Source organism: Rhodococcus sp. NJ-530 (assembly GCF_003860625.1).
GTDB classification, from domain to species: Bacteria; Actinomycetota; Actinomycetes; order Mycobacteriales; family Mycobacteriaceae; genus Rhodococcus_F; species Rhodococcus_F qingshengii.
In genome coordinates this window covers 4,115,311-4,137,042 of the sequence record NZ_CP034152.1, presented here as the reverse complement: position 1 = coordinate 4,137,042, position 21,732 = coordinate 4,115,311, and the positions used below count along the sequence as shown (strand labels likewise).

Here is a 21,732-nt window from a genome sequence, read left to right as displayed (position 1 = left end):
GCTTCTCGCAACTCGTGACAAACTGGGAGCCGTGACTCGACCAGGTTCCAGGCCCCCCGCGCGTTCGTCCGCAGTTGCTGCCGCCATGAGCGGCGCAGTCGACTTGTCCGCCTTCAAAGAGCGGGCCACGGCCCCACCACCGCCGCGTAACACCAGCGGCGACGGGGCCGTTTCTGCTGTCTCCGGGGCAGTGATCGAGGTGACCGAGGAGAACTTCGAAAGCGAAGTCCTGCTGAAGTCGAGCCAGGTGCCGGTGATCGTCAACATCGGTGGCCGCGCATACGAGCCCTCGGTCGTATTCACCGAAGTTCTCGAATCATTTGCAGCGCGAGCCGGCGGCAAGTGGATTCTTGCCAACGTCGACGTCGACGTGAGCCCTCGTATCGCGCAGGCATTCGGTGTCCAGTCGGTTCCGACGGTTGTTGCTGTCGCGGCTGGTCAGCCGTTGGCCGATTTTCAGGGCGCTCAGCCAGAGGCGCAGCTCAGCCAGTGGTTCGACGCAGTCCTCCAAGCTGTCGAGGGCAAGTTGAGTGGGCCGGTCTCCGACGCGGACGAACCGGCGGAGGAGGTCGAGGATCCTCGCTTCGTGGCCGCTGAAACCGCGCTGGACGAGGGCGATCTCGACGCCGCCATCGCTGCGTACCAGGAAATTCTCGACGCCGAACCCAACAATGCGGAGGCCAAGAGCGCTGTCCGCCAGGTGAAGTTCATGGCTCGGGTTCAGGGTGTCGATCCCGAGTCGATTGCGGCCGCGGATGCTGATCCGTCCGATCTCGAACTGCAGTTCGCTGCGGCCGACCTGGAAATGTTCGCCCAGCAACCCGAGGCGTCGTTCGCCCGCTTGATCTCGGTGGTCTCGCGAACTGCCGGCGACGACAAGGCTGCCGCTCGGACGCGCTTGCTCGAACTGTTCGAACTGTTCGACCCGGCAGAACCGATCGTCATCGCGGCCCGTCGTAAGTTGGCTTCCGCTCTCTACTGACGTGTGGACCGGCAGTCGCTACTCCGTGTAGCGGCTGTCGCACACTTCCCGACCACCGAGAACGCCGGTCCGGAACGCGTCGACACGTGCGAACCCGCTCGGAACCGTCTCACCGTTGACGTCACTGGCAGCCAGGCCGTCGGTCAGCAGCCCCGATACGGCTTCGTCGAGGTCGCCGGGGGAGAGTGTGACCTGTGCTCCGGACGCCGCGGCGTTGGTGGGACTGAGTGCTGCGGTGATGACGCCGGACAAGCAGGCCGCGCGCAGGGCAGTCTGCGGAGTGTCGAGCGATTGGCCGTTCTCCTTCTGCATCGCGAGGGTGTACCTCGACGCGAGCAGGACATAGGCGTTGTAGTCACCGGTGATGTTGGTCTGGATCAACTCGCGTCGCCCGACGCGACCCGGCGTGCCGCGCTCGGCAAGGTCGTCGACGCTGATTCCGATGGTGTTCGTCGACGGGCAGTACGAGACGGGTTCGGTCGCAACGGCATCGCTGCACCCGGTGTCTGCGCCGGTGAACACGACCTTCGGTGGCTGAGGTAGATCGAAGATCGCTTGGAAGGTCTTCACGAACTCGTCGAGAGTTGCCTCGGTGACGGGCAGTTCTCCGGAATCGTTGCCCTCGGCGAACTGCTGCGGGAGGTCTGCACGTCGTGACTCGATTTCGTCGGCGTCCATCTTCGCGCACGCACCGGCGCCGTCGGTGAAGCCGATCTGAGTGGCGGTGACGCGCTCGAACGCCGAACCATGGTGGCTCTCAGGATCATTAGGGTCTTCGTCGCGGATGGCGACCGCCGACGCCAACACCTTGTTGAGTCCGTCGGAGGTGTTCATCGTGAAGTGCGCGGCCTTGTCCTCGGCGACGTGCCGCAAGAAGGCGCCACCGAAACAGTCGGCTTGCTGTTCGCGCACCAGGGCTGCGTCTCGTTTACCGCCGACGATCCCGGCCTTGCGTTGAACGGCATGGCCGTACTCGTGCGCAAAGATGAACGCGACGGCCACGTCACCGAACTTCTCCCGCACCTCGGGCAGCAGCAATTCACGATCCCAACCGATGGTGTGATCGATGCTGCAGTACCCGGCGTTGATGAGTTCTTCGGTGGTCTCCTCACAGAAGTCCGGGCCGTTCGATTCGGTGGGGTCCCACGAGATCAGCTCGTCGACCGGTTCGAAGGGCTTGTCGAACAGAGCCGGGTACTCGGCGGCCCAGTAGGTTTCGATGTCTGTGATGGCGTTGGCTGCCAGCGCGTCGATGTCCCCGCCGTCGGTGCCGGTGATTGCTCGGTCGGCGTTGGGGGCTCCCGGACGCAACCCACTTGGTCCTGCCGTTGCGTCGAGTCCGGCGACGCGGAAGGGATCGTGATAAATCGAGACGGCGTGGCCACTCGTTCCCTGGGCACAACCGGCGAGCAGTGCGGCCACTGCCAACAATGACGACGTGACAATGACTACTCGCCGGCCGACCATCAACGCTCCAGACTTATCCAAATCGCTCCAGCAGCTGGCAGCGCCACCTGTGCGGAGGCTGGCCGACCGTGCCACGAATGCGACGTTGCTGTGACCGCTCCGAGGTTCCCGACTCCGGAGCCGCCGTACACCTCGGCATCGGTGTTGAGAATTTCCACCCATCGGCCGGGCTCTGGTAGCCCGACGCGGTAGCTCGAGTGCTCACTGCCCGAGAAGTTGAACAGGCAGGCGACAATCGAACCGTCAGTACCGTAACGCAGAAAACTGAGGACGTTGTTCTCGGTGTCGTTGGCGTCGATCCAGGAGTATCCACCGGGCGAGGTGTCGAGGGTCCACATGGCCGGATGACGTCGATACGCGGAGTTGAGATCGCCGACCAGTCGCTGGACGCCGCGATGGAGAGTGCCGGTGTACTGATCGTCGAGCTGCCACCAGTCGAGGCCGCGTTCTTCGGACCATTCCGCACTCTGACCGAACTCCTGTCCCATGAACAGCAGTTGCTTGCCAGGATGCGCCCACATGTATGCAAGCAGTGAGCGCAGGCCGGACGCCTTGGCGAAGTCGTTCCCGGGCATCCGGGTCCACAGAGTTCCTTTGCCGTGCACCACTTCGTCATGGCTGATCGGTAGCAGGTAGTTCTCACTCCACGCGTACATCAGTGAGAACGTGATCTCGTGATGGTGGTAGGTCCGGTGTACCGGGTCGTGACCGAGGAACCCGAGGGTGTCGTGCATCCACCCCATGTTCCACTTCATGTTGAATCCGAGGCCGCCGACATTGGTCGCCCGAGTGACTCCGGGCCACGCCGTCGACTCCTCGGCGACGGTGACGACTCCTCGATGGTTCTTGTGGACGGTGGCGTTCATCTCCTGCAGGAACGCAACGGCTTCGAGATTCTCGCGGCCGCCGTGAATGTTGGGAGTCCATCCACCTTCCGGGCGTGAGTAGTCCAGGTACAGCATCGATGCGACAGCGTCGACGCGAAGTCCGTCGATGTGGAACTCCTCGAGCCAGAAGAGTGCATTGGCGACGAGGAAGTTCCGCACCTCGCGGCGACCGAAGTCGAATACGTATGTGCCCCAGTCCAACTGCTCGCCGCGACGCGGATCGGCGTGCTCGTACAGGGGAGTTCCGTCGAAACGAGCCAGGGCCCACTCGTCTTTGGGGAAGTGTGCAGGCACCCAATCGACGATGACACCTATCCCTGCGGCGTGCAGGTGGTCGACGAACCAGCGGAAGTCGTCCGGGGTGCCGAAGCGGGAGGTCGGTGCGTAGTACGAGGTGACCTGGTATCCCCACGATCCACCGAACGGATGCTCGGAGACGGGCAGCAGTTCGACGTGGGTGAATCCGGTTTCGGTGACGTAGACGGCGAGTTGCTCGGCCATCTGCCGGTAGTCGAGTCCCGGACGCCACGATCCGAGGTGCACCTCGTACACGCTCATCGGGGACTGCGAAGGATCGACACCGGCGCGGGTTTCGAGCCAGGCCGCGTCGTTCCACTCATGCGAACTGGTGGTCACTCGCGATGCAGTCGCCGGCGGGACCTCGGTACCGAATGCCATGGGATCGGCCTTGTCGCGAACGGAGCCGTCGTGGCCGTGGACCCGGAACTTGTACAGCGAACCGACTGCGATGTCGGGCAGGAAGAGTTCCCAGACCCCAGTGGATCCGAGGACTCGCATGGGGGCGAATTGCCCACTCCACCCGTCGAAGTCGCCGACGACGGTCACGCCGCGGGCGGCCGGAGCCCAGACGGCGAACGAGGTGCCGTCGACGGGTCCATCCGGTGTCTCGTAAGAACGCGGATGTGCACCGAGGATGTCCCACAGTCGTTCGTGCCGACCTTCGCCGAACAGGTGAAGGTCGAGTTCACCGAGAGTCGGCAGGAATCGGTAAGGGTCGGCTGCGAGAACCGTGTGTCCACCCGGGTACGTCACGGAATAGCGATAGTCGATCAGGTCGGGGTAGGGGACCAGAGCCACGAAGATTCCGTTCGAAACATGTTCGAGAGGAAAGTCTTTGCCGCCGATGACGGCACTGACGGACTCGGCGTTGGGACGCAACGCACGCAGAACGGTGCCGTCGGCGTGGGGATGGGCGCCGAGGACACTGTGCGGATCGTGATGTTCACCGCGCGCCAACAGCTCCAGATCGTGATTGTCCGGTGCGATACCCGAACGGAACTTCTCGGTTGACATCACTTGCCTCCACCTGCGCGGTGCGCATTGCGTGCTTGATAGGCCAGAGAGATCCGGGCCGGATACGGAACGGGTGGGAGCGCGAGGATGTGCGCCACCGAACGCCAGGGCTCGAGGCGGACGAAATTGGCTTGGCCCCAATTGAACTGCTCACCGGTTACCTCGTCGAGCACGGTCATGTGGTCGTGCCATTCGCGTCCGAGCGCCGGCATGTCCAACCAGACGGTGCCCTCTTCTGCAGCGAACGGGTTGAGGTTGATCACCGTCAGGACGGCGTCACCGGTCGAGGCGTCGAACTTCGAGTAGGCGATCAACGCGTCGTTGTCGATGTGGTGAAAGTGCAGGTTCCGCAACTGTTGCAGGGCCGGATGTGCACGCCGGATGCGGTTGAGCGCGGTGATCCACGGCTCGAGAGACTCGCCTCGCGCTGCTGCTTCGGCGAAACGGCGCGGCCGAAGTTCGTATTTCTCGGAGTCGAGGTATTCCTCGCTGCCGGGGCGAACGGCTTGGTGTTCGTAGAGTTCGTAACCGGAGTAGACGCCCCACGTCGGCGCCAGGGTGGCGGCGAGAGCTGCTCGCAGTGCAAACATTCCGGGCCCACCGTGCTGGAGGGACTCGTGCAGGATGTCCGGCGTGTTCACGAAGAGGTTCGGTCGGGCTTCGTCGGCCTTCGCCGCCAGCTCGTTACCGAATTCGGTGAGCTCCCACTTCGCAACTCGCCAGGTGAAGTACGTGTACGACTGCGTGAACCCGCGCCGGGCAAGGCCGTACATGCGCGCCGGACGAGTGAAAGCCTCGGCGAGGAACAAGACGTCGGGGTCAGTTTTCTTGACCTCCGAGATGAGTGCCTCCCAGAAGTTCGGCGGCTTGGTGTGCGGGTTGTCTACCCGGAAGATCTTGACGCCGGCACTGATCCAGTGTCGGACGACTCGCAGGATTTCCTTGTCCAGACCGCGAGGATCGGTGTCGAAGTTGATCGGGTAGATGTCCTGATACTTCTTGGGCGGGTTCTCGGCGTAGGCGATGGTGCCGTCAGGAAGGACGTTGAACCACTCCGGATGCTTCTTGGCCCATGGATGATCCGGGGCGCACTGCAGCGCGAGATCCAGTGCCACTTCGAGATCGAGCTTGCGGGCCGCAGCGACGAACGCCTTGAAGTCCTTGAGCGTGCCGAGCTGCGGGTGAACAGCGTCGTGCCCGCCGTCGACCGAGCCGATGGCCCACGGCGAGCCGACGTCACCGGGTTCGGGAGTGAGAGTGTTGTTGCGTCCCTTGCGGTTGATCTCGCCGATGGGATGGATCGGCGGAAGGTAGACGACGTCGAAACCCATTGCGGCGATGCGGGGTAGGTCTTCGGCCGAGGTTCGGAAAGTACCGTGTTGCGGCACCCCGTTCTCGTCCCAACCGCCCGTCGAGCGGGGGAAGAACTCGTACCACGATCCGAACAGTGCACGGTTGCGATCGACGACGACGGGGTGGGACTCGCCCTTGGTGACCAGTTCACGGAGCGGAGTGGCGCGGAGCAGTTCGGCGACGTCGGAGGCGAAGGCCGGCGCGACGCGAGCCGTCAGCGCCTGATCGCTGCGCAGCGACGCCGTGACGGCCTCGAGCCTGGACCTGTTGCCCCGCGGTACCTCGTGCGCGGCCTGTTCGAACAGGCGCGCACCGATTTCCAGGTCGTTGGCCAACTCGGCCGCCCCTTGCCCGACGGCGAGCTTTGCTTCCACGGCGTGCTTCCAGGTGGCGATGGGATCGCTCCACGCCTCGATCCGGAACGACCACATGCCTTCGGCGGACGGCGTGAACACCGCGTCGACGGTGTCCGGTTCGGTCCCGGGATCCATCGGAATGCGCAGCGGCTTGGTACCGCGCGGACCACGCACGACAAGAGTGGCGGAAATGGCGTCGTGGCCTTCTCGCCACACGGTGGCGTGCACTGGGAAGACTTCACCGACCACGGCCTTTGCCGGATAGTTACCCGAGATCTCGGGTACCACGTCGTCGATACCGAGGCGTCCTGACACGGGAAGCTCCATTTCTGGTGATGGATCGCGGTAAAACTTTCTTTCGCCGGGTTCAACCGTAGTGGGTGCGGCGCTGGAGTGCTGATAACGACGAATTCGGGTCTGTCGGTGGTCAGGTCGGCTCGGGCGTTCGGTTCCACCGGACAGAGTGCAAGGAACTCGACTAGGGTTCGCGGGGTGAAAGCCTTGCGTCGGTTCACTGTCCGAGCCCACCTTCCGGAGCGCCTCGCCGCGCTCGGCCCCCTGTCCACCAACCTTCGGTGGTCGTGGCATCCCGAGACACAGGATCTGTTCTCGCGACTCGACCCCGAACTCTGGCAAGCAGTCCAGTTCGATCCGGTCCGCATGCTCGGGGAAGTCGACCCCACCCGTCTCGACGAACTCAGCAGTGACGAGGCATTTCTCGGTGACCTCGACACTGCAGCAGCCGATCTCGATGCTTATCTGAGCACCCCGCGCTGGTACCAATCCCAGCAGGCCAAGGGCACATCGTTAGCCAGCGGAATTGCGTACTTCTCCATGGAGTTCGGAGTCAGCGAAGTTCTGCCCAACTACTCCGGCGGATTGGGCATCCTCGCGGGCGATCACCTCAAGGCCGCGTCCGACCTCGGGCTGCCGCTCATCGGCGTCGGACTGCTCTACCGATCCGGCTACTTCCGCCAGTCGCTGACCGCCGACGGTTGGCAGGCCGAGCACTACCCGCCGCACGACCCTCAAGGGTTGCCTCTTCGTTTGCTGACGGACGCAGGCCCGGCTTCCGAAGACGGATCGCCGGTCGTCATTCACGTCGCCATGCCCGGTGGCCGGGTGCTGCGTGCGCGAGTGTGGATCGCTCAGGTCGGACGAGTGCCGTTGCTGCTGCTCGATTCCGACATCGCCGAGAACGACGCGGATCTGCGCGGCGTCACGGACCGTCTCTACGGCGGGGACCAGGATCACCGCATCAAGCAGGAGATCCTCGCGGGTATCGGCGGCGTCCGCGCGGTGCGCGCCTACACCGCGGCGTACGGATTGCCCGATCCCGAGGTGTTCCACATGAACGAGGGGCATGCCGGATTCCTCGGCATCGAACGGATTCGGGAACTTGTCACCACCAGCGGTCTGGACTTCGATTCGGCTCTGGCCGCGGTCCGTGCCGGAACGGTCTTCACGACGCACACTCCGGTTCCCGCCGGAATCGACCGCTTCCCGGCGGATCTGGTCCGTCACTACTTCGGCGGAGCGAACGGCGAGAACGAATCGAGTTTGCTTCCCGGCCTGACCGTAGACCGCATCGTCGGGATGGGGCGCGAAGCCGATCCGTCGATCTTCAACATGGCGCACATGGGTCTTCGCTTGGGCCAGCGAGCCAACGGCGTCTCGAAGTTGCACGGCATCGTCAGTCGCGACATGTTCAACGGTCTCTGGCCGGGCTTCGACGCCGACGAGGTGCCGATCGGTTCGGTCACCAACGGTGTTCACGCGCCGACGTGGGCGGCGCCGGAGTGGATGGACGTGGCCAGGCGGATCGTCGGTCAGGAGCAACTCGAAGAAGCACGCGGGTGGGAGCGCCTGCACGAGTTGTCGGCAACCGAACTGTGGGAAACACGTAATGCGTTGCGCGGCAAGTTGGTCGACGAAGTTCGTCGTCGTGTCCGAGCGTCCTGGCTCGAACGCGGCGCGACCGAGGCCGAACTCGGCTGGACCACTGGAGTATTCGATCCCAACGTCTTGACAGTCGGATTCGCGAGGCGCGTTCCGACGTACAAGCGGTTGACGCTGATGCTGCGTGATCCCGAGCGTCTGCGTGCGATGTTGCTCGACGAGAAACGTCCGGTGCAGTTGGTGGTGGCCGGCAAGTCGCACCCCGCCGACGACGGCGGTAAGGCACTCATCCAGCAGGTCGTGCGGTTCGCAGACGAAGCGGATGTGCGTCACCGCATCGTCTTCCTGCCTGATTACGACATGTCGATGGCCCGCTACCTGTACTGGGGCTGCGACGTGTGGCTCAACAACCCGCTTCGCCCCCTCGAGGCGTGCGGTACTTCAGGCATGAAATCCGCGCTCAACGGCGGCCTCAACCTCTCCATTCGCGACGGATGGTGGGACGAGATGTACGACGGCGAGAACGGGTGGGCCATTCCGACGGCCGACGGTGTTCTCGACGACGTGCGGCGTGACGATCTGGAAGCCAGCGCCCTCTACGAACTTCTCGAGCACGCGGTACTGCCGACGTTCTACGACCGTGATGCAGCCGATCTGCCGACGCGCTGGGTCGAGAGGGTTCGCCACACCCTCGAGAATCTGGGCCCGAAGGTGTTGGCATCACGCATGGTTCGTGACTACGCCGTCGACTACTACGCCCCTTCGGCGGAATCAGCTCGAGCGGTAGTGGCGGATGATTTTGCCGGCGCGCGTGAGGTGGCCGAGTTCCGTCGCCGTATCGAGTCGCAGTGGCCGTCGGTCGCCGTCGAGCAGGTGGACGGTTCCGGCCTGCCGGACACTCCGGAGATCGGTGCGACCATCTCTTTGAAAGCCAAGGTCCGCCTCGGCGGCTTGTCGGTCTCGGATGTGGAGGTTCAGGCAGTCCTGGGACGCGTCAGCCCAGGCGAGGAACTCACCGACGTGGTGACGTTCCCGATGACACATTTCGGAACCGAGGACGGAGCCGAGATCTTCGAAGCCGAGGTTGCGCTTCCGGTCTCCGGCTCCGTGGGTTACACCGTGCGGGTGTTGCCGCATCACCGGTTGTTGGTCGATGCGTCCGAACTCGGGTTGGTGACCACTCCGAGCGTCTGACGTAATACATTCTGCCTCGGTCGGTACCGGGGCAGAATTGTGCCCGCGTGAGAACTGGGTCAGGGACGTGAGTCGCGGATGCGGGTGAGTGCCTTGCGGACGACTTCGGGGTTGGTCGTCTCCCAGAACGGAGGCAGTGATGCGCGAAGGTAACCCGCGTATCTCGCCGTGGCCAGACGCGGATCGAGCACGGCCACCACACCTTTGTCGTCGGTGCTACGAAGCAGGCGACCCACGCCCTGTGCCAGGAGCAGCGCCGCGTGATTGGCCGAGACGCTGAGAAAGCCGTTACCGCCATGGGATTCGATAGCCTGCTGGCGAGCCATCAACAGTGGATCGTCCGGGCGCGGGAACGGAATCCGGTCCAATATGACGAGGCTCAGTGACGGACCCGGAACATCGACGCCCTGCCACAGGGACAACGTGCCGAACAGTGACGTGGGTTCGTCCTTGGCGAAGGCCTTGACGAGGGTGCCGGTGGCGTCGTCGCCCTGGCACAGGATGGGGGTGTCGAGGCGTTCACGCATCGCCTCCGAGGCGGCTTTGGCGGCGCGCATCGACGAGAACAGGCCGAGGGTGCGTCCGCCCGCAGCCTCGACGAGTTCGGCGATCTCGTCGAGATAGACCGGGGAGAGGCCGTCGCGGCCGGGCGTGGGCAGGTGGCGGGCAATGTAGATGATGCCGGCCTTTGCATGGTCGAAGGGCGACCCGACGTCGAGTGAGTTCCAGCGGAAAGCCGAAGCGTCAGAAGGTGCTTCGGTGCCGATGGCGGTACCCGAGTCGGGGCGCGCGGACGATTCCGCAGGAAGACCCCAGTTGACGGCGAGACCGTCGAACGATCCGCCGACGGTCAGTGTCGCGGAAGTGAGAACGACGGTGGATTCGGCGAACAGTCGCGAGCGCAGCAATCCGCCGACCGAGAGCGGAGCCATCCGGACGGAGCGCCGCACCGATCCGCGGAACTCGTCCGAGGACAGCCAGACGACGTCCTTGCGCTTGGCCGGGTCGGGTTCGTCGAAAGCGGTGAGAATACGCACGGCACTGTCGTGGACGTCGTCGACGGACGAGAGTGCGGCGTTGCGGGCCGCAGCGGCTTCGGGATCTGCAGCAGCCATTCCCGGTTTGGCCGGACCGATAGCGGTGCGCAGCGACCAGGCCGCGTCGCGGATCGCAGCCAGTGCGGGTGCCGCCCCGTCCGGGAGGCCTTCCCAGCGACCTGGGCGCAATTCCTCGAGGAGTCCAGCCCACCCCTCGCCGGCAGCTTCGAGTCGGTCGGCGTCCTGCTCTTCGGCGATCTTGCCGCAACGCCGGGCCGCGGCACTGATCGACGAAGCTGTGAGATCGGCCGTGGCGACGCCGGTGACGCGGTCGACCAACTCGTGGGCCTCGTCGATCACCACGACATCGTGGTCAGGCAGGATCTGGATGCCGGTGATGGCGTCGATCGCGAGCAGTGCGTGGTTGGTGACCACTACGTCGGCCTTCGACGCCTCGACTCGGGCGCGCTCGGCGAAGCAGTCCTCACCGACCGGGCACTGGTTCTTACCGATGCATTCGCGGGAGGTGACACTGACCTGCCGCCACGCCTGATCGGATACGCCCGGCACCAATTCGTCCCGATCACCGGTTTCGGTGTCGGAGGACCATTCGGTGAGGCGGACGACCTCCCGGCCGAGACGCGAGACCGTGAACGGATCGAACAACTCGTCCTCGGGTGGCTGCTCGGACGCGCCGGTATGGATCTTGTTCATGCACAGATAGTTGTTGCGGCCCTTGAGGATTGCGAACTCTGCGCGTCGGCCGAGTGGCTTCTTCAGGGCATCGGCGAGTCGAGGCAGATCTCGGTCGACGAGCTGACGCTGCAGCGCGATGGTGGCGGTGGACACGACCACGGTGCGTCCCGATTCGACCGCGTGGCGCAGGCTCGGAACGAGGTAGGCGAGCGACTTACCGGTACCGGTGCCGGCCTGGACGGCCAGATGCTCACCGGTGTCGATCGAGTGCGCCACGGCGGACGCCATCGTCAGCTGACTGGTTCGTTCGGCACCGCCGAGCGACCGCACCGCTGTCTGGAGCAGTTCGGGAACGTTCGGGAGTTGATCGGCCACCCACGAAGGTTAATGGATCCCTACGTCAGAAACGTCCACGGATGATTCCCGGGGTGGTTCCCCGGCATTCGAGTCTTCTTGCGACGAGGCCTCGTCTCGCCCGATCAGCTGCACTCCCGCCTCCCGCATCTGCACCAATGCCGACTCGATCGTGGCGGTCGACACACCAGCGGTGAAGGGGAGAAGGACTGTCGTGGCGAACCCCGCGCGCGCGGCATCGACGGCCGTGGCCTTGACACAGTGATCCGTGGCAATTCCGATCACGTCGACGTCGGTGATCTCGTGGGCGCGGAGCCAGTCCTCGAGCGTCGTGCCGTCCTCGGCTGCTCCTTCGAAACCGGAGTAGGCCGCGCTGTAGGCGCCCTTGGAGAAGATCGCCGACCCGGCGACGGAAGCGTCGAACGCCGGATGGAACTCGGCGCCGGCTGTCCCGACGACGCAGTGAACCGGCCAGCTGTCGATGAAGTCGGGATTCTCGGAGAAGTGCGCCCCAGGGTCGATGTGGAAATCGCGAGTCGCGACTACGGCGTCGTACTCGTGGGAGTTGACGAAATCGTTGACGGCTCCCGCAACCGCAGCACCGCCGTCGACTGCAAGAGCGCCACCTTCACAGAAATCGTTCTGAACGTCGACAATTATCAGTGCTTTTGCACTCACTGGTGCTCACCTCCGGTGAATCGAACGGGCACAGCCGAGTCTCCGCGCGAGAGCTTGAGGCCTTCCCACGGCAGGCTCACGAGCCCTGCCTTCAGAACCGCTCTGCTCTCTTCGAGCGTCGGCGCGCTGTCGACGACCTTGCCTTCGCGAACCAGCGGGATCAGCAGTTCGGTCGCTCCGTCCGCCTCGGAGACAGGTGACGGTGATCCGGCGGGGTAGATGACTTCTTCGACGATCGTGCCGGTCGGACGCACTACGCGCAGTGCCTTCTTTGCGCCGCCGCGAGATGCCTTGTTGGTGCTTCTCTTCTCGACCGCGATTCCGTCGACCTCGACAAGTTTGTAGACCATGCCGGCGGTGGGGGCGCCTGATCCGGTGACCAGGGAAGTGCCGACGCCGTACGAGTCGACGGGTTCGGCGCGCAGAGCCGCGATCGCGTACTCGTCCAGGTCGCCGGAGACGACGATGCGTGTTTTGGTAGCACCGAGATCGTCGAGTTGTTGGCGTACCTGACGAGCAAGAACGCCGAGATCGCCGGAGTCGATGCGAACCCCGCCCAGCTCGGGACCGGCAACGGCGACAGCCGTTTTCACACCCTCGGTGATGTCATAGGTATCGACGAGCAACGTGGTGGATACGCCGAGTGCCGCGACCTGACCGCGGAATGCCGCTGCCTCGTCCGGACCGTCTTCGGTGGTGTGCAGGAGAGTGAAGGCGTGCGCGCTGGTACCTGCACTGGGTACGTCGTGACGCCGCGCGGCTTCGAGGTTGGAGGTGGCGTCGAAGCCGGCGAGATACGCGGCACGTGAAGCGGCGACGGCGGCCTGTTCGTGTGTACGACGCGAGCCCATCTCGATCATCCGTCGACCGCCCGCTGCGCTCACCATGCGGGCAGCGGCCGAAGCGATCGCGCTGTCGTGGTTGAGGATCGAGAGAATCAAGGTTTCGAGGATGACGCACTCGGCGAAAGTTCCGCGGACCGAAAGGATCGGTGATCCGGGGAAGTAGAAATCGCCCTCGCGGTAGCCGTCGATGTCACCGGAGAATCGATAGTTGCGCAGCCACTCGACGGTCGTGTCGTCGAGAAATTTTGCAACGATCGCCAGTTCCGGTTCACCGAACCGGAACTGCTCGAGTGCGTCGAGAAGGCGCTCGGTACCGGCGACGACGCCGTAGCGACGACCGTCTGGCAGCCGCCGTGCAAATACCTCGAAACTGCAGTTGCGGAAGGCAGATCCGTCGGCGAGAGCCGCCGAGAGCATGGTCAGTTCGTACTGATCGGTGAGCAGTGCGGTGCTGGCACCGGCGTCGCGGATGTCGGAAATTTGCGTAGGCACGCACACAACTCTATGCGCGAGACGACGTGGGTGGGTGTTGTCGCCTCTCGTCGCGCCGTACCCTGGATACATGGTTTTCGGCGGCGCGACCGTGTCCGGCACTTACTCGGCGAACGTAACGATGAGAGGCGCTACGGCCTCTTCTCCTCAAGCCACGCCCGAGCAGTCGGAGGCTGTTGCGACCATCGAAGCCGCAGATCGGCCCTGGGTGACCATCGTCTGGGACGACCCGGTCAATCTCATGCATTACGTGACTTACGTGTTCCAGAAGTTGTTCGGCTACAGCAAAGCCAAGGCCACCGACCTGATGATGCAGGTCCATTCGGAGGGCAAGGCCGTGGTCTCGAGCGGTTCGCGCGACAAGATGGAGGCCGATGTTCGTCGCCTCCACGCTGCCGGTCTCTGGGCCACGATGCAACGCGACGACACCTGAGAAAAGCACTTTTTCGACCGATTTGTTCGCCTAACTCGTAGACGGGAGTCCGACGCGTGCGGACGTGGAGTAGGAAGAGTTCACTCGGCGGAGTGAAGTTCAAATCCGAGATGGACGGCCACGAGGCGGCGGTTCTGCGCTCGCTCGTGGAGTCGGTGACCGGGCTTCTCGACGAGCGCGCGTCTTCGGCGCCGCAAGACGAGCTCGCCGCGCTGACGGGTCTTCGTACCGGAAATTCGGAGCCGCCCGACAATCCGGTGTTGGCGCGTTTGCTTCCCGACTTCCAGCGCACCGATCCGGACAAGGTCGCTCCGGACAGTGACGATCTCGACGACGCCGGCGCCAATGTCAACGGCGCGCTGCGCAGTTTGCACGAACCCGAGATCATCGACGCCAAGCGTGAGTCCGCTCGCATGTTGTTGGCTTCGCTTCCGGAGGCCGGCGGCAAGGTCGTTCTCACGCAGGAACAGGCCGACGCCTGGCTGTCCTCGCTCAACGACGTCCGTCTCGCGCTCGGAACCAATCTCGGCATCGACGCCGACACACCGGAAAGCCTCGAACCCGACGACCCGCGAGCCCCGCATCTCGACGTCTATCACTGGTTGACGTGGATGCAGGACTCCCTCGTCCAGGCGCTCATGCCATGACCACAACGCGGACCGGGCCCACTGATTCACTGACAGATGTCGCCGGCCTCGCCGTCGGTCATCACCACAAGCTCGACGAGGGAGCCACTCTCGGAAGCGGCGCAGCCACCGGCTGCACGGTCGTGCTCGCGTCGGCCGGTGTGGTCGCCGGAGTCGACGTCCGGGGCGGCGGTCCGGGTACCCGCGAGACCGATCTGCTCGACCCGAGCCATTCGGTCCAGCAGGTCAATGCCGTGCTGTTGACCGGCGGTAGTGCCTACGGACTTGCCGCGGCCGACGGAGTGATGCGCTGGCTCGAGGAACACGATCACGGGATCGCGATGGGCGCTCCCGGCCAGGTGGTACCGATCGTGCCCGGTGCCGTGATCTTCGATCTGCCGGTGGGGGACTGGACCGTTCGTCCGACCGGCGATTTCGGATTCCTCGCTGCCGACACTGCTTCGCGCGAATTCGCCACGGGCACGGTCGGCGCGGGGGTAGGTGCCAGAGCCGGAGCGCTCAAGGGTGGGGTGGGAACGGCCAGCGTCGTGATCGCCGACGGCCCCGCCGAGGGGACGACGGTCTCCGCCTTGATCGTGGCGAATCCGGTGGGTTCGGTCTTCGACCCCAGAACAGGCCTGCCGTGGGGCGTCGGCTCGGACGGCGCGGAGTCGTTCGGCCTCAGGCTCCCCGACGCGTCCGAACTCGCGGCGGCCAACGCCGTTGCAGCCAAGGGAACCGTCCTCAACACCACGATCGGTGTGGTCGCCACTGACGCCGCCTTGACGAAAGCCGGGTGCCGACGCGTCGCCGTCGCAGGTCATGACGGCCTGGCCCGAGCGATTCGGCCCGCACATTCGCCGCTCGACGGCGACACGATCTTTGCGCTCGCCACCGGTGATCACACTCCGAATTCGGAGATCACGGTTCCGGACGCTTTCCCGAACGATCTGCCGATACTCGACGCGGTGTGCGCGGCTTCGGCCCAGGTGGTCGAACGTGCGATCGTCACAGCGATTCTCGACGCCACGTCGGTAGCCGGAATCCCGAGTTACCGCGAACTCTTCCCGTCCGCATTTCTCTAGGCAGCACTCCTGGAATCGGCGGTAATCTCGAATTGAGCCTGGTCGCGAGTGACCGGATCAGAAAACCGGATCGACGGTGGAGGACGCACACGATGACGATGGATTTCAACAGTCCGGACTTCGGCACCCGGACGCCGGCACCGAAATCCGGTCCGCCCTCGGTGTGGAAGCAGTCGGCCGTGTTGGTGGGCGGCTTCGCGATCCTGCTCTACGTGATCGAGATCGTGGATGTCATCTCCGGTCAGAATGTCCAGAACGCCGGCGTCACCCCGCGCACGCTCGACGGCCTGTGGGGAATCCTGTTCGCCCCGGTGCTGCACGACGACTGGGGTCATCTGATCGCCAACACCATTCCGGTGCTGATCCTCGGATACCTCGTGCTGGTGTCGGGAATTGCGCGGGGACTCGCGGCGACCGGCATCATCTGGGTGATCGGCGGCGTCGGGACCTGGTTGTTCGCCGGCTCGAACTCGAATCACGTCGGTGCGTCCGTGCTGATCTTCGGCTGGGTCACCTACCTGCTGGTGCGCGGGTTCTTCACGCGGAGCTTCACACAGATCCTGATCGGCGTTGCCGTCTTCGTCGTGTACGGCGGAGTGCTCTGGGGCGTTCTGCCGAGCGATCCACGGGTTTCCTGGCAAGGGCATCTGTTCGGAGCGATCGGCGGCGTGGTTGCCGCCTGGGCGTTGACGTCGGGGGAGAGGGCCAAGCGCGCCGGGTCGGCGCCGGCCGTTCGACCACCGAGTTTCTGAACGGACGTGGGTCACACCCTCACTGCGGTGTGACTTCGACGCGCCAAAACCACCAAGAGCTTTTTCCCAGACGGGTAGACGTGGCAGCATGACCGGTATGCGCATGACCGTCCTGGGGTGTTCCGGCAGCGTCACGGGTCCGGATTCACCGGCTTCGGGATACCTGCTCACGGCACCGGGAACTCCGCCGCTCGTGATCGACTTCGGCCCGGGAGTTCTTGGGGCGTTGCAGCGATACGCCGATCCGGGCGAGGTGACGATCCTGCTTTCGCACCTTCATGCGGACCACTGTCTAGACATGCCCGGCCTGCTCGTCTGGCGTCGCTATCACCCCAACCCGCCGGTCGGTAGGGCTCTGGTTTACGGCCCCACCGACACCGCGTGCCGCATCGGAGTGTCCTCCGCCGAGTGCGCCGGCGAGATGGACGACATCTCCGACACCATCGACGTCCGGCTCTGGGCCGAGAACGAGCCGGTGACGTTCGGTGAACTGAGCGTCGTCGCCCGCCGTATGAATCATCCACCCGAGGCTTACGGTTTCCGGATCACCGGCGCCGACGGCCGCGTCCTCGTCTATACAGGCGACACCGGAATGTGCGACAACGTCGTCGAACTCGCGCGTGGTGCAGACGTGTTGCTCTCCGAAGCGTCGTGGACCGACAGCCCCGATCGACCTGAGGGAGTCCATCTCTCCGGCAAGGAAGCCGGCCGTGTGGCTGCGCTCGCCGGCGTCAAGGAACTTCTCCTCACCCACATTCCGCCGTGGACATCGCGTGAAGACGTGATCGCCGAAGCGAAATCCGAATTCTCCGGACCAGTGCATGCCGTCTCCGCCGGAAGTGTCTACGACATCTGATTCCCCTCACATTCGGTGCAGCGCTCACCGGGCGACCGCTAGGCTCACGAAGGTGACTACACGAGAAGACGGTAGGGCGGACGACGAGCTCCGCACGGTCAAGATCACCCGCGGGTTCACCAGTCACCCGGCCGGATCCGTTCTGGTCGAGTTCGGGAACACTCGCGTCATGTGCACCGCCAGCGTCGAAGAGGGTGTACCCCGCTGGCGCAAGGGCTCCGGCTTGGGTTGGCTGACAGCCGAATACGCGATGCTTCCCGCCGCCACGCACACACGCAGTGGCCGCGAATCGGTCAAGGGCAAGGTCGGCGGCCGCACGCAGGAGATCAGTCGACTCATCGGCCGATCACTTCGGGCCTGCATCGATCTCGCTGCGATCGGCGAGAACACCATCGCCCTCGACTGTGATGTCCTCCAAGCCGACGGTGGCACTCGCACCGCGGCAGTGACGGGGGCATACGTAGCCCTGGTCGACGCCGTGACGTACCTGCGCGCAGCCGACCTGCTATCCGACCCTCAGCCCATCTCGTGTGGCATAGCGGCCGTCAGCGTCGGCGTCGTGGACGGACGAGTGCGCCTCGATCTTCCGTACGAAGAGGATTCGCGTGCCGAGGTCGACATGAATGTCGTGGCCACCGATACCGGCACGCTGGTGGAAATTCAGGGAACCGGTGAGGGCGCCACCTTCCCACGCTCGACGCTGGACAAGCTGCTCGACTCCGCTCTGGCTGGTTGTGAGCAACTTTTCGAGATCCAGCGTCAAGCGTTGGCCGAGCCGTATCCCGGGGTGCTACCCGAACCGAAGAATCCGGAACCCAAGAAGAAGTTCGGTGCCTGAGCTGTGAGCGTACGAGTACTGGTTGCCAGCCGAAATGCCAAGAAACTGAAGGAACTTCACCGGGTGCTCGACGCCGCTGGAGTGAACGGAATCGAACTGGTCGGGCTCGACGAGGTCCCGCCGTTCGCCGAAGCCCCCGAGACCGGAGCGACGTTCGAGGAGAATGCGCTCGCCAAAGCGCGTGACGGAGCAGCTGCAACCGGAATGCCCTGCATCGCAGACGATTCCGGTGTCGAGATCGACGCACTCAACGGAATGCCGGGTGTGCTGTCCGCGCGATGGTCGGGCACTCACGGAAACGACGGCGCCAACACAGCTCTGGTCCTGGCTCAGCTGGGAGACGTGCCGGACGAGCGTCGAGGCGCGGCATTCGTCTCCGCCTGTGCACTGGTGATCCCCGGCGGCGACGAGACCGTCGTGCGCGGCGAATGGCGCGGGGTGATCGGCCGCGAACCAGCCGGCGACGGCGGCTTCGGATACGACCCCATCTTCCGTCCGGACGGCGACACCCGCTCGGCCGCAGAACTCACCCCGGCCGAGAAGGATGCGGCGTCACATCGAGGGCGCGCGCTCGTACAGCTCGTTCCCGCTCTGGCGGCGCTGGCCGGCTGAACCGAATCCGAAAAGTAGAGCCCTGAACGCGTCTGCGTTCAGGGCTCCACTTTTCGGAACTCTCAGAGCTGATAAGCCTGCTTCACCTGGGCAGTCCGCTTGTGCTCGAACACGAACGACAGGAACGGGATCGTGCCGGCAAGCGCGGTGGCAACCGTCGTACCGGGCTTCCACCGGGCCTTGATCGCCAAGTCGATCGTGAACACGAGGTAGAGCATGTAGAACAGGCCGTGGATCTGGCCGATGTAGAACAACCACGACGGTGCGTCCGCCGAATTGTCGAGAATCAGGTACTTGTAGACCATCTCACCGGTCAGGAACAGCAGCCAGAGGCCGGTGATCCAGGCGAGAACGCGGTATCGGACCAGCGCCGACGCAACCTTCTTCTGCTTGTCTGCGTTGACTGCGGGGGTAGCGATGCTCGCTTCCGAACCGGTACTCACGTCGTGCTCCTATCGGACTCGCGAGCGGCGAGCTGCGCAAGGTAGTCGTTGTATTCCAGCATTTGGCGGGCTTCAGGGTCGTCGACGTCGAGGTTCACATCGTCGAACTCGGCCCGCGGGCGTTGCGGCAAGAGGTCGACGGGAATCTCACGCGGCTCCGCGGCGGCTTCCTCGGCTTCGGCCTCTTCGGGGTCCACGTCTTCGAGCTGAACGAACTTGCGATACGCGTACACGACAAACGCCGCGAACAGCGGCCACTGGAACGCGTACCCGAGATTCTGTCCCGAGCCTCCGACGGCTTCGAAGCGCTCCCACTGCCACCAGCCGAGCGCGAGGCAGCCGGCAGCTGACACGATGACCAGCAGAATCAGCGCAGGTCGGCGTTTAGTAGCGTTCTTGGACACACTAAGACGGTACCTGAGAGCTATAGTGCCTCGCCCTGCGATCTCCGACACGGTGTCGTAGAAGCCGTGCCACGGCGTGTCGTAGGAGCCGTGCCACGGCGTGTCGTAGAGGCCGTGCCACGGCGTGTCGTAGAGGGCGTCCCACAGCACCTGTGCGCTATGCCCATCCTCACCCGCAACGCCAGGGCACTGAACACATTCTCCCGGCTGTGCTGCATCGATAACCTCGGCGCGTATCCGAAAGCAGGGGAGTGTTTCATGCACATCAGAGTGATTCGCCCGGTCATCGACACCACACTGACTCCGGCGGTGACAGCCGAGGTGGAGCACTGGGCGGCGCCCGGCACGACGGTCGACGTCGTTTCGCTGCCTACCGGTACGGCGAGCATCGAGTCCGAGTACGACGAGGCACTTGCCGGCCCCGGGATCGTGCAGAGGGTCGAAGAGGCGGCAGTCGACGGCGTCGACGGTGTATTCATCACGTGTTTCGCCGATCCCGGAGTGCATGCCGCCCGAGAGATCATCGACGCACCGGTGGTCGGCGGCTTCGAGCCGTCATTTCTGACAGCGATGAGTCTGGGCGATCGCGTCGGTGTCGTGACTATCCTGCCGAACGTCGTGCCGATGCTGCGATCGCTCACTCGGCGGTATGGGCTCGATAGTCGGCTGGGCAGTATTCGAGTCGTGGACATGCCGGTGCTGGGCCTCACCGATCGGGAGGAACTGATCGATCGACTGGCCGCTCAGGCGTCTGTGGCAGTGGAGAACGGCGAGGCCGATTCCGTCGTTCTCGGTTGCACCGGGATGCTCGGTGTGACCAGTGCAGTCCGAGACAGGCTGCATGGCAAAGGGATTCACGTTCCGGTTGTGGATCCGACGGCGTCGGCGATCACGTGGTTGGAGAGCTCGGTCCGTTTGGGGCTGACGCCGAGCCGGACGACATACATGACCCCGCCGGTCAAGGCTCGAAAGCGCTGAGCCTGATCTAGAACCGAAAAAGCCCCGCCGGATCTGATCCGGCGGGGCTTTTCGTTGTGCGCGAGGGGGGACTTGAACCCCCACGTCCTGAGACACTGGAACCTAAATCCAGCGCGTCTGCCAATTCCGCCACTCGCGCGCGGAATTCAAAGGATACGCGAGTGGAATCGCTCGCGGGCACACCACCCTGGTCGGGATGTGCCCGGGCGCTCTCACGCCGTTGTGGCAAGTGGATCCGCTGCCGGCGGCGTAGCGGATCTCTCCGATCGGCGCGGTTGCTCAGCGGTGCGTTGATATCGCCACGCAGCGTGGGTGAGCGTTTGAACATCGACATCGAGATGTTCGGCAACCGCAACGAGCAACTCGGCTGCGTCGGTGCTCGACAACAATTTCTCGCTACTGCTTGCTTCGGTGGCGAACCGTGCAAGCAGGTCGATCGAAGTTACCGTCAACCTCCCGGACAGGAACATCAGTGTCTCGAAGGTCCTGGGGCCGAGCCCCGGAACGGAGACGACTGCCGAACGGAGGCTTTCGGTGTCCTCGACGTCGGCACTGGACCGGCAACCGGATTCGACGAGCGCCTTGGCCGCACGAGCCGCACCCTCGGCCTTGGTGAAGTAGTTGCCCGGCACGCGCTGGCGATTGCCGAGAATCGTTGCGAGCTCGTCGCCACGGTCGGTGAAGGCGGCGAGAGCGGGCAAGCTGTCGAGGCGATCGTCGGCGGCTACCGAGCGGTGTGTGCGCCAACGGTCGACGACGGCGCGGACTCCGGTCTTCGGTGTTCCATAGGCGGCGCGCGACGAGAAGATCGCATCGAGAAGGGCGGCTTCGGACTCGCGCGGCCATCCCTGGTTCCAATGCGGCCACGCCTCGCACGGAAGCTCGGCGCCGATGAATTCGGCCGCTCTGACTACGTCTGTGTCTTTCATGATTTCTCCCCCCGAGAAGTTGTCCGGTGTGGACGCGCTGAACGTAGCGAGGGGGTCCGACAGATTGTGGCCCGGACGCACGGGATCGACCGTCCGTCAAGGAGGTCACGAATTGGTAACAATAAATATGAGGGGTTCCTCAGGTTTCTGAAAATCCCGGTAACAGTCCCAGGCAGGGCGTTCGCGACCTACTCGCGAGTCACTTTCTCGAAGTCTCGTGAG

19 protein-coding genes and 1 tRNA gene are annotated in these 21,732 nt (G+C 64.3%); 10 read left to right on the top strand and 10 right to left on the bottom strand.

Annotation, left to right across the window (positions count from 1 at the left end; genetic code table 11):
- The first annotated feature begins 85 nt into the window (after window positions 1-85).
- Window positions 86-982, top strand: a complete 897-nt coding sequence (locus EHW12_RS19245; protein ID WP_164490626.1) for a tetratricopeptide repeat protein — start codon at window positions 86-88, stop codon at window positions 980-982.
- Window positions 983-1,000: 18 nt separating this feature from the next.
- Here EHW12_RS19245 and EHW12_RS19240 read toward each other — a convergent pair whose 3' ends face one another.
- The 3 genes from EHW12_RS19240 to EHW12_RS19230 are packed head-to-tail and all read right to left on the bottom strand — an operon-like array spanning window position 1,001 to window position 6,674.
- Window positions 1,001-2,449 carry a neutral zinc metallopeptidase gene (locus tag EHW12_RS19240; protein WP_042446171.1) on the bottom strand — a complete coding sequence of 483 codons (1,449 nt, stop codon included), beginning with the start codon at window positions 2,447-2,449 and terminating at the stop codon, window positions 1,001-1,003.
- Window positions 2,449-4,650, bottom strand: coding sequence for a 1,4-alpha-glucan branching protein GlgB (gene glgB / locus EHW12_RS19235; RefSeq protein WP_030537900.1), 2,202 nt, complete (start codon window positions 4,648-4,650; stop codon window positions 2,449-2,451). Before glgB ends, EHW12_RS19240 begins: the two co-directional genes overlap by 1 nt.
- On the bottom strand, window positions 4,650-6,674 hold the full coding sequence (locus EHW12_RS19230; protein ID WP_125051498.1) for an alpha-1,4-glucan--maltose-1-phosphate maltosyltransferase: 2,025 nt from the start codon (window positions 6,672-6,674) through the stop codon (window positions 4,650-4,652). The genes glgB and EHW12_RS19230 overlap by 1 nt, the downstream gene beginning before the upstream one ends.
- Window positions 6,675-6,851: 177 nt before the next feature.
- Between EHW12_RS19230 and glgP the strand changes: the two genes are divergently transcribed.
- Window positions 6,852-9,452 (top strand): alpha-glucan family phosphorylase, encoded by a 2,601-nt coding sequence (glgP, locus tag EHW12_RS19225; RefSeq protein WP_125051496.1) that lies wholly within the window; start codon window positions 6,852-6,854, stop codon window positions 9,450-9,452.
- Between the two features lie 59 nt (window positions 9,453-9,511).
- Here the strand turns inward: glgP and EHW12_RS19220 are convergent, their stop codons facing one another.
- Genes EHW12_RS19220 through EHW12_RS19210 form a run of 3 tightly spaced genes read right to left on the bottom strand, consistent with a single transcriptional unit; the run spans window position 9,512 to window position 13,554 of the window.
- Window positions 9,512-11,560 carry an ATP-dependent DNA helicase gene (locus EHW12_RS19220; RefSeq protein ID WP_047270280.1) on the bottom strand — a complete coding sequence of 683 codons (2,049 nt, stop codon included), beginning with the start codon at window positions 11,558-11,560 and terminating at the stop codon, window positions 9,512-9,514.
- 9 nt (window positions 11,561-11,569) lie between these two features.
- Window positions 11,570-12,217, bottom strand: coding sequence for a nicotinamidase (locus tag EHW12_RS19215; protein WP_042446164.1), 648 nt, complete (start codon window positions 12,215-12,217; stop codon window positions 11,570-11,572).
- On the bottom strand, window positions 12,214-13,554 hold the full coding sequence (locus EHW12_RS19210; protein ID WP_030537905.1) for a nicotinate phosphoribosyltransferase: 1,341 nt from the start codon (window positions 13,552-13,554) through the stop codon (window positions 12,214-12,216). Before EHW12_RS19210 ends, EHW12_RS19215 begins: the two co-directional genes overlap by 4 nt.
- Window positions 13,555-13,675: 121 nt before the next feature.
- On the opposite strand from EHW12_RS19210, the gene clpS reads away from it, so the two are divergent.
- The 7 genes from clpS (at window position 13,676) to rdgB (ending at window position 18,756) form a co-directional block, all read left to right on the top strand.
- Complete coding sequence (gene clpS, locus EHW12_RS19205; RefSeq protein WP_029255695.1) at window positions 13,676-13,987, top strand: ATP-dependent Clp protease adapter ClpS; 312 nt, start codon at window positions 13,676-13,678, stop codon at window positions 13,985-13,987.
- 56 nt (window positions 13,988-14,043) lie between these two features.
- Entirely contained in the window at window positions 14,044-14,634 is a 591-nt protein-coding gene (locus EHW12_RS19200; RefSeq protein WP_042925785.1) for a DUF2017 domain-containing protein, read from the top strand.
- Entirely contained in the window at window positions 14,631-15,698 is a 1,068-nt protein-coding gene (locus EHW12_RS19195; protein WP_003945309.1) for a P1 family peptidase, read from the top strand. The genes EHW12_RS19200 and EHW12_RS19195 overlap by 4 nt, the downstream gene beginning before the upstream one ends.
- A gap of 92 nt (window positions 15,699-15,790) precedes the next feature.
- Window positions 15,791-16,450 carry a rhomboid family intramembrane serine protease gene (locus EHW12_RS19190; RefSeq protein ID WP_007733273.1) on the top strand — a complete coding sequence of 220 codons (660 nt, stop codon included), beginning with the start codon at window positions 15,791-15,793 and terminating at the stop codon, window positions 16,448-16,450.
- 97 nt (window positions 16,451-16,547) lie between these two features.
- The gene (locus EHW12_RS19185) at window positions 16,548-17,306 is read left to right on the top strand and encodes a cyclic nucleotide-degrading phosphodiesterase (RefSeq protein WP_007733274.1); all 759 of its coding nucleotides are present in this window, start codon (window positions 16,548-16,550) and stop codon (window positions 17,304-17,306) included.
- A 52-nt stretch (window positions 17,307-17,358) separates the two neighbouring features.
- The gene (gene rph / locus EHW12_RS19180; RefSeq protein ID WP_003945332.1) at window positions 17,359-18,144 is read left to right on the top strand and encodes a ribonuclease PH; all 786 of its coding nucleotides are present in this window, start codon (window positions 17,359-17,361) and stop codon (window positions 18,142-18,144) included.
- 3 nt (window positions 18,145-18,147) lie between these two features.
- The gene (gene rdgB / locus EHW12_RS19175) at window positions 18,148-18,756 is read left to right on the top strand and encodes an RdgB/HAM1 family non-canonical purine NTP pyrophosphatase (RefSeq protein ID WP_064689269.1); all 609 of its coding nucleotides are present in this window, start codon (window positions 18,148-18,150) and stop codon (window positions 18,754-18,756) included.
- Window positions 18,757-18,818: 62 nt separating this feature from the next.
- On the opposite strand, the gene EHW12_RS19170 is transcribed toward rdgB, so the two are convergent.
- The gene (locus tag EHW12_RS19170) at window positions 18,819-19,199 is read right to left on the bottom strand and encodes a DUF3817 domain-containing protein (RefSeq protein ID WP_125051494.1); all 381 of its coding nucleotides are present in this window, start codon (window positions 19,197-19,199) and stop codon (window positions 18,819-18,821) included.
- A complete protein-coding gene (locus EHW12_RS19165; RefSeq protein WP_125052661.1) occupies window positions 19,196-19,603 on the bottom strand; it encodes a transcriptional regulator in 408 nt (135 codons plus the stop codon). Before EHW12_RS19165 ends, EHW12_RS19170 begins: the two co-directional genes overlap by 4 nt.
- Before the next feature lie 258 nt (window positions 19,604-19,861).
- Here EHW12_RS19165 and EHW12_RS19160 point away from each other — a divergent pair, with 258 nt between their 5' ends.
- The gene (locus tag EHW12_RS19160; RefSeq protein ID WP_125051492.1) at window positions 19,862-20,581 is read left to right on the top strand and encodes an aspartate/glutamate racemase family protein; all 720 of its coding nucleotides are present in this window, start codon (window positions 19,862-19,864) and stop codon (window positions 20,579-20,581) included.
- 57 nt (window positions 20,582-20,638) lie between these two features.
- Here the strand turns inward: EHW12_RS19160 and EHW12_RS19155 are convergent.
- Window positions 20,639-20,720 (bottom strand) — tRNA-Leu (locus EHW12_RS19155).
- Window positions 20,721-20,793: 73 nt separating this feature from the next.
- Window positions 20,794-21,510 carry a hypothetical protein gene (locus EHW12_RS19150; protein WP_050656799.1) on the bottom strand — a complete coding sequence of 239 codons (717 nt, stop codon included), beginning with the start codon at window positions 21,508-21,510 and terminating at the stop codon, window positions 20,794-20,796.
- Window positions 21,511-21,732 lie beyond the last annotated feature (222 nt).

Excerpts from the sequence above, each read along its gene's own strand:
- EHW12_RS19245 (WP_164490626.1), top strand. The coding sequence starts at position 86 with ATGAGCGGCGCAGTCGACTTGTCCGCCTTCAAAGAGCGGGCCACGGCC.
- EHW12_RS19240 (WP_042446171.1), bottom strand. The coding sequence starts at position 2,449 with ATGGTCGGCCGGCGAGTAGTCATTGTCACGTCGTCATTGTTGGCAGTG.
- glgB (WP_030537900.1), bottom strand. The coding sequence starts at position 4,650 with ATGTCAACCGAGAAGTTCCGTTCGGGTATCGCACCGGACAATCACGAT.
- clpS (WP_029255695.1), top strand. The coding sequence starts at position 13,676 with ATGAGAGGCGCTACGGCCTCTTCTCCTCAAGCCACGCCCGAGCAGTCG.
- EHW12_RS19195 (WP_003945309.1), top strand. The coding sequence starts at position 14,631 with ATGACCACAACGCGGACCGGGCCCACTGATTCACTGACAGATGTCGCC.
- EHW12_RS19190 (WP_007733273.1), top strand. The coding sequence starts at position 15,791 with ATGACGATGGATTTCAACAGTCCGGACTTCGGCACCCGGACGCCGGCA.
- EHW12_RS19185 (WP_007733274.1), top strand. The coding sequence starts at position 16,548 with ATGCGCATGACCGTCCTGGGGTGTTCCGGCAGCGTCACGGGTCCGGAT.
- EHW12_RS19160 (WP_125051492.1), top strand. The coding sequence starts at position 19,862 with ATGCACATCAGAGTGATTCGCCCGGTCATCGACACCACACTGACTCCG.
- EHW12_RS19150 (WP_050656799.1), bottom strand. The coding sequence starts at position 21,510 with ATGAAAGACACAGACGTAGTCAGAGCGGCCGAATTCATCGGCGCCGAG.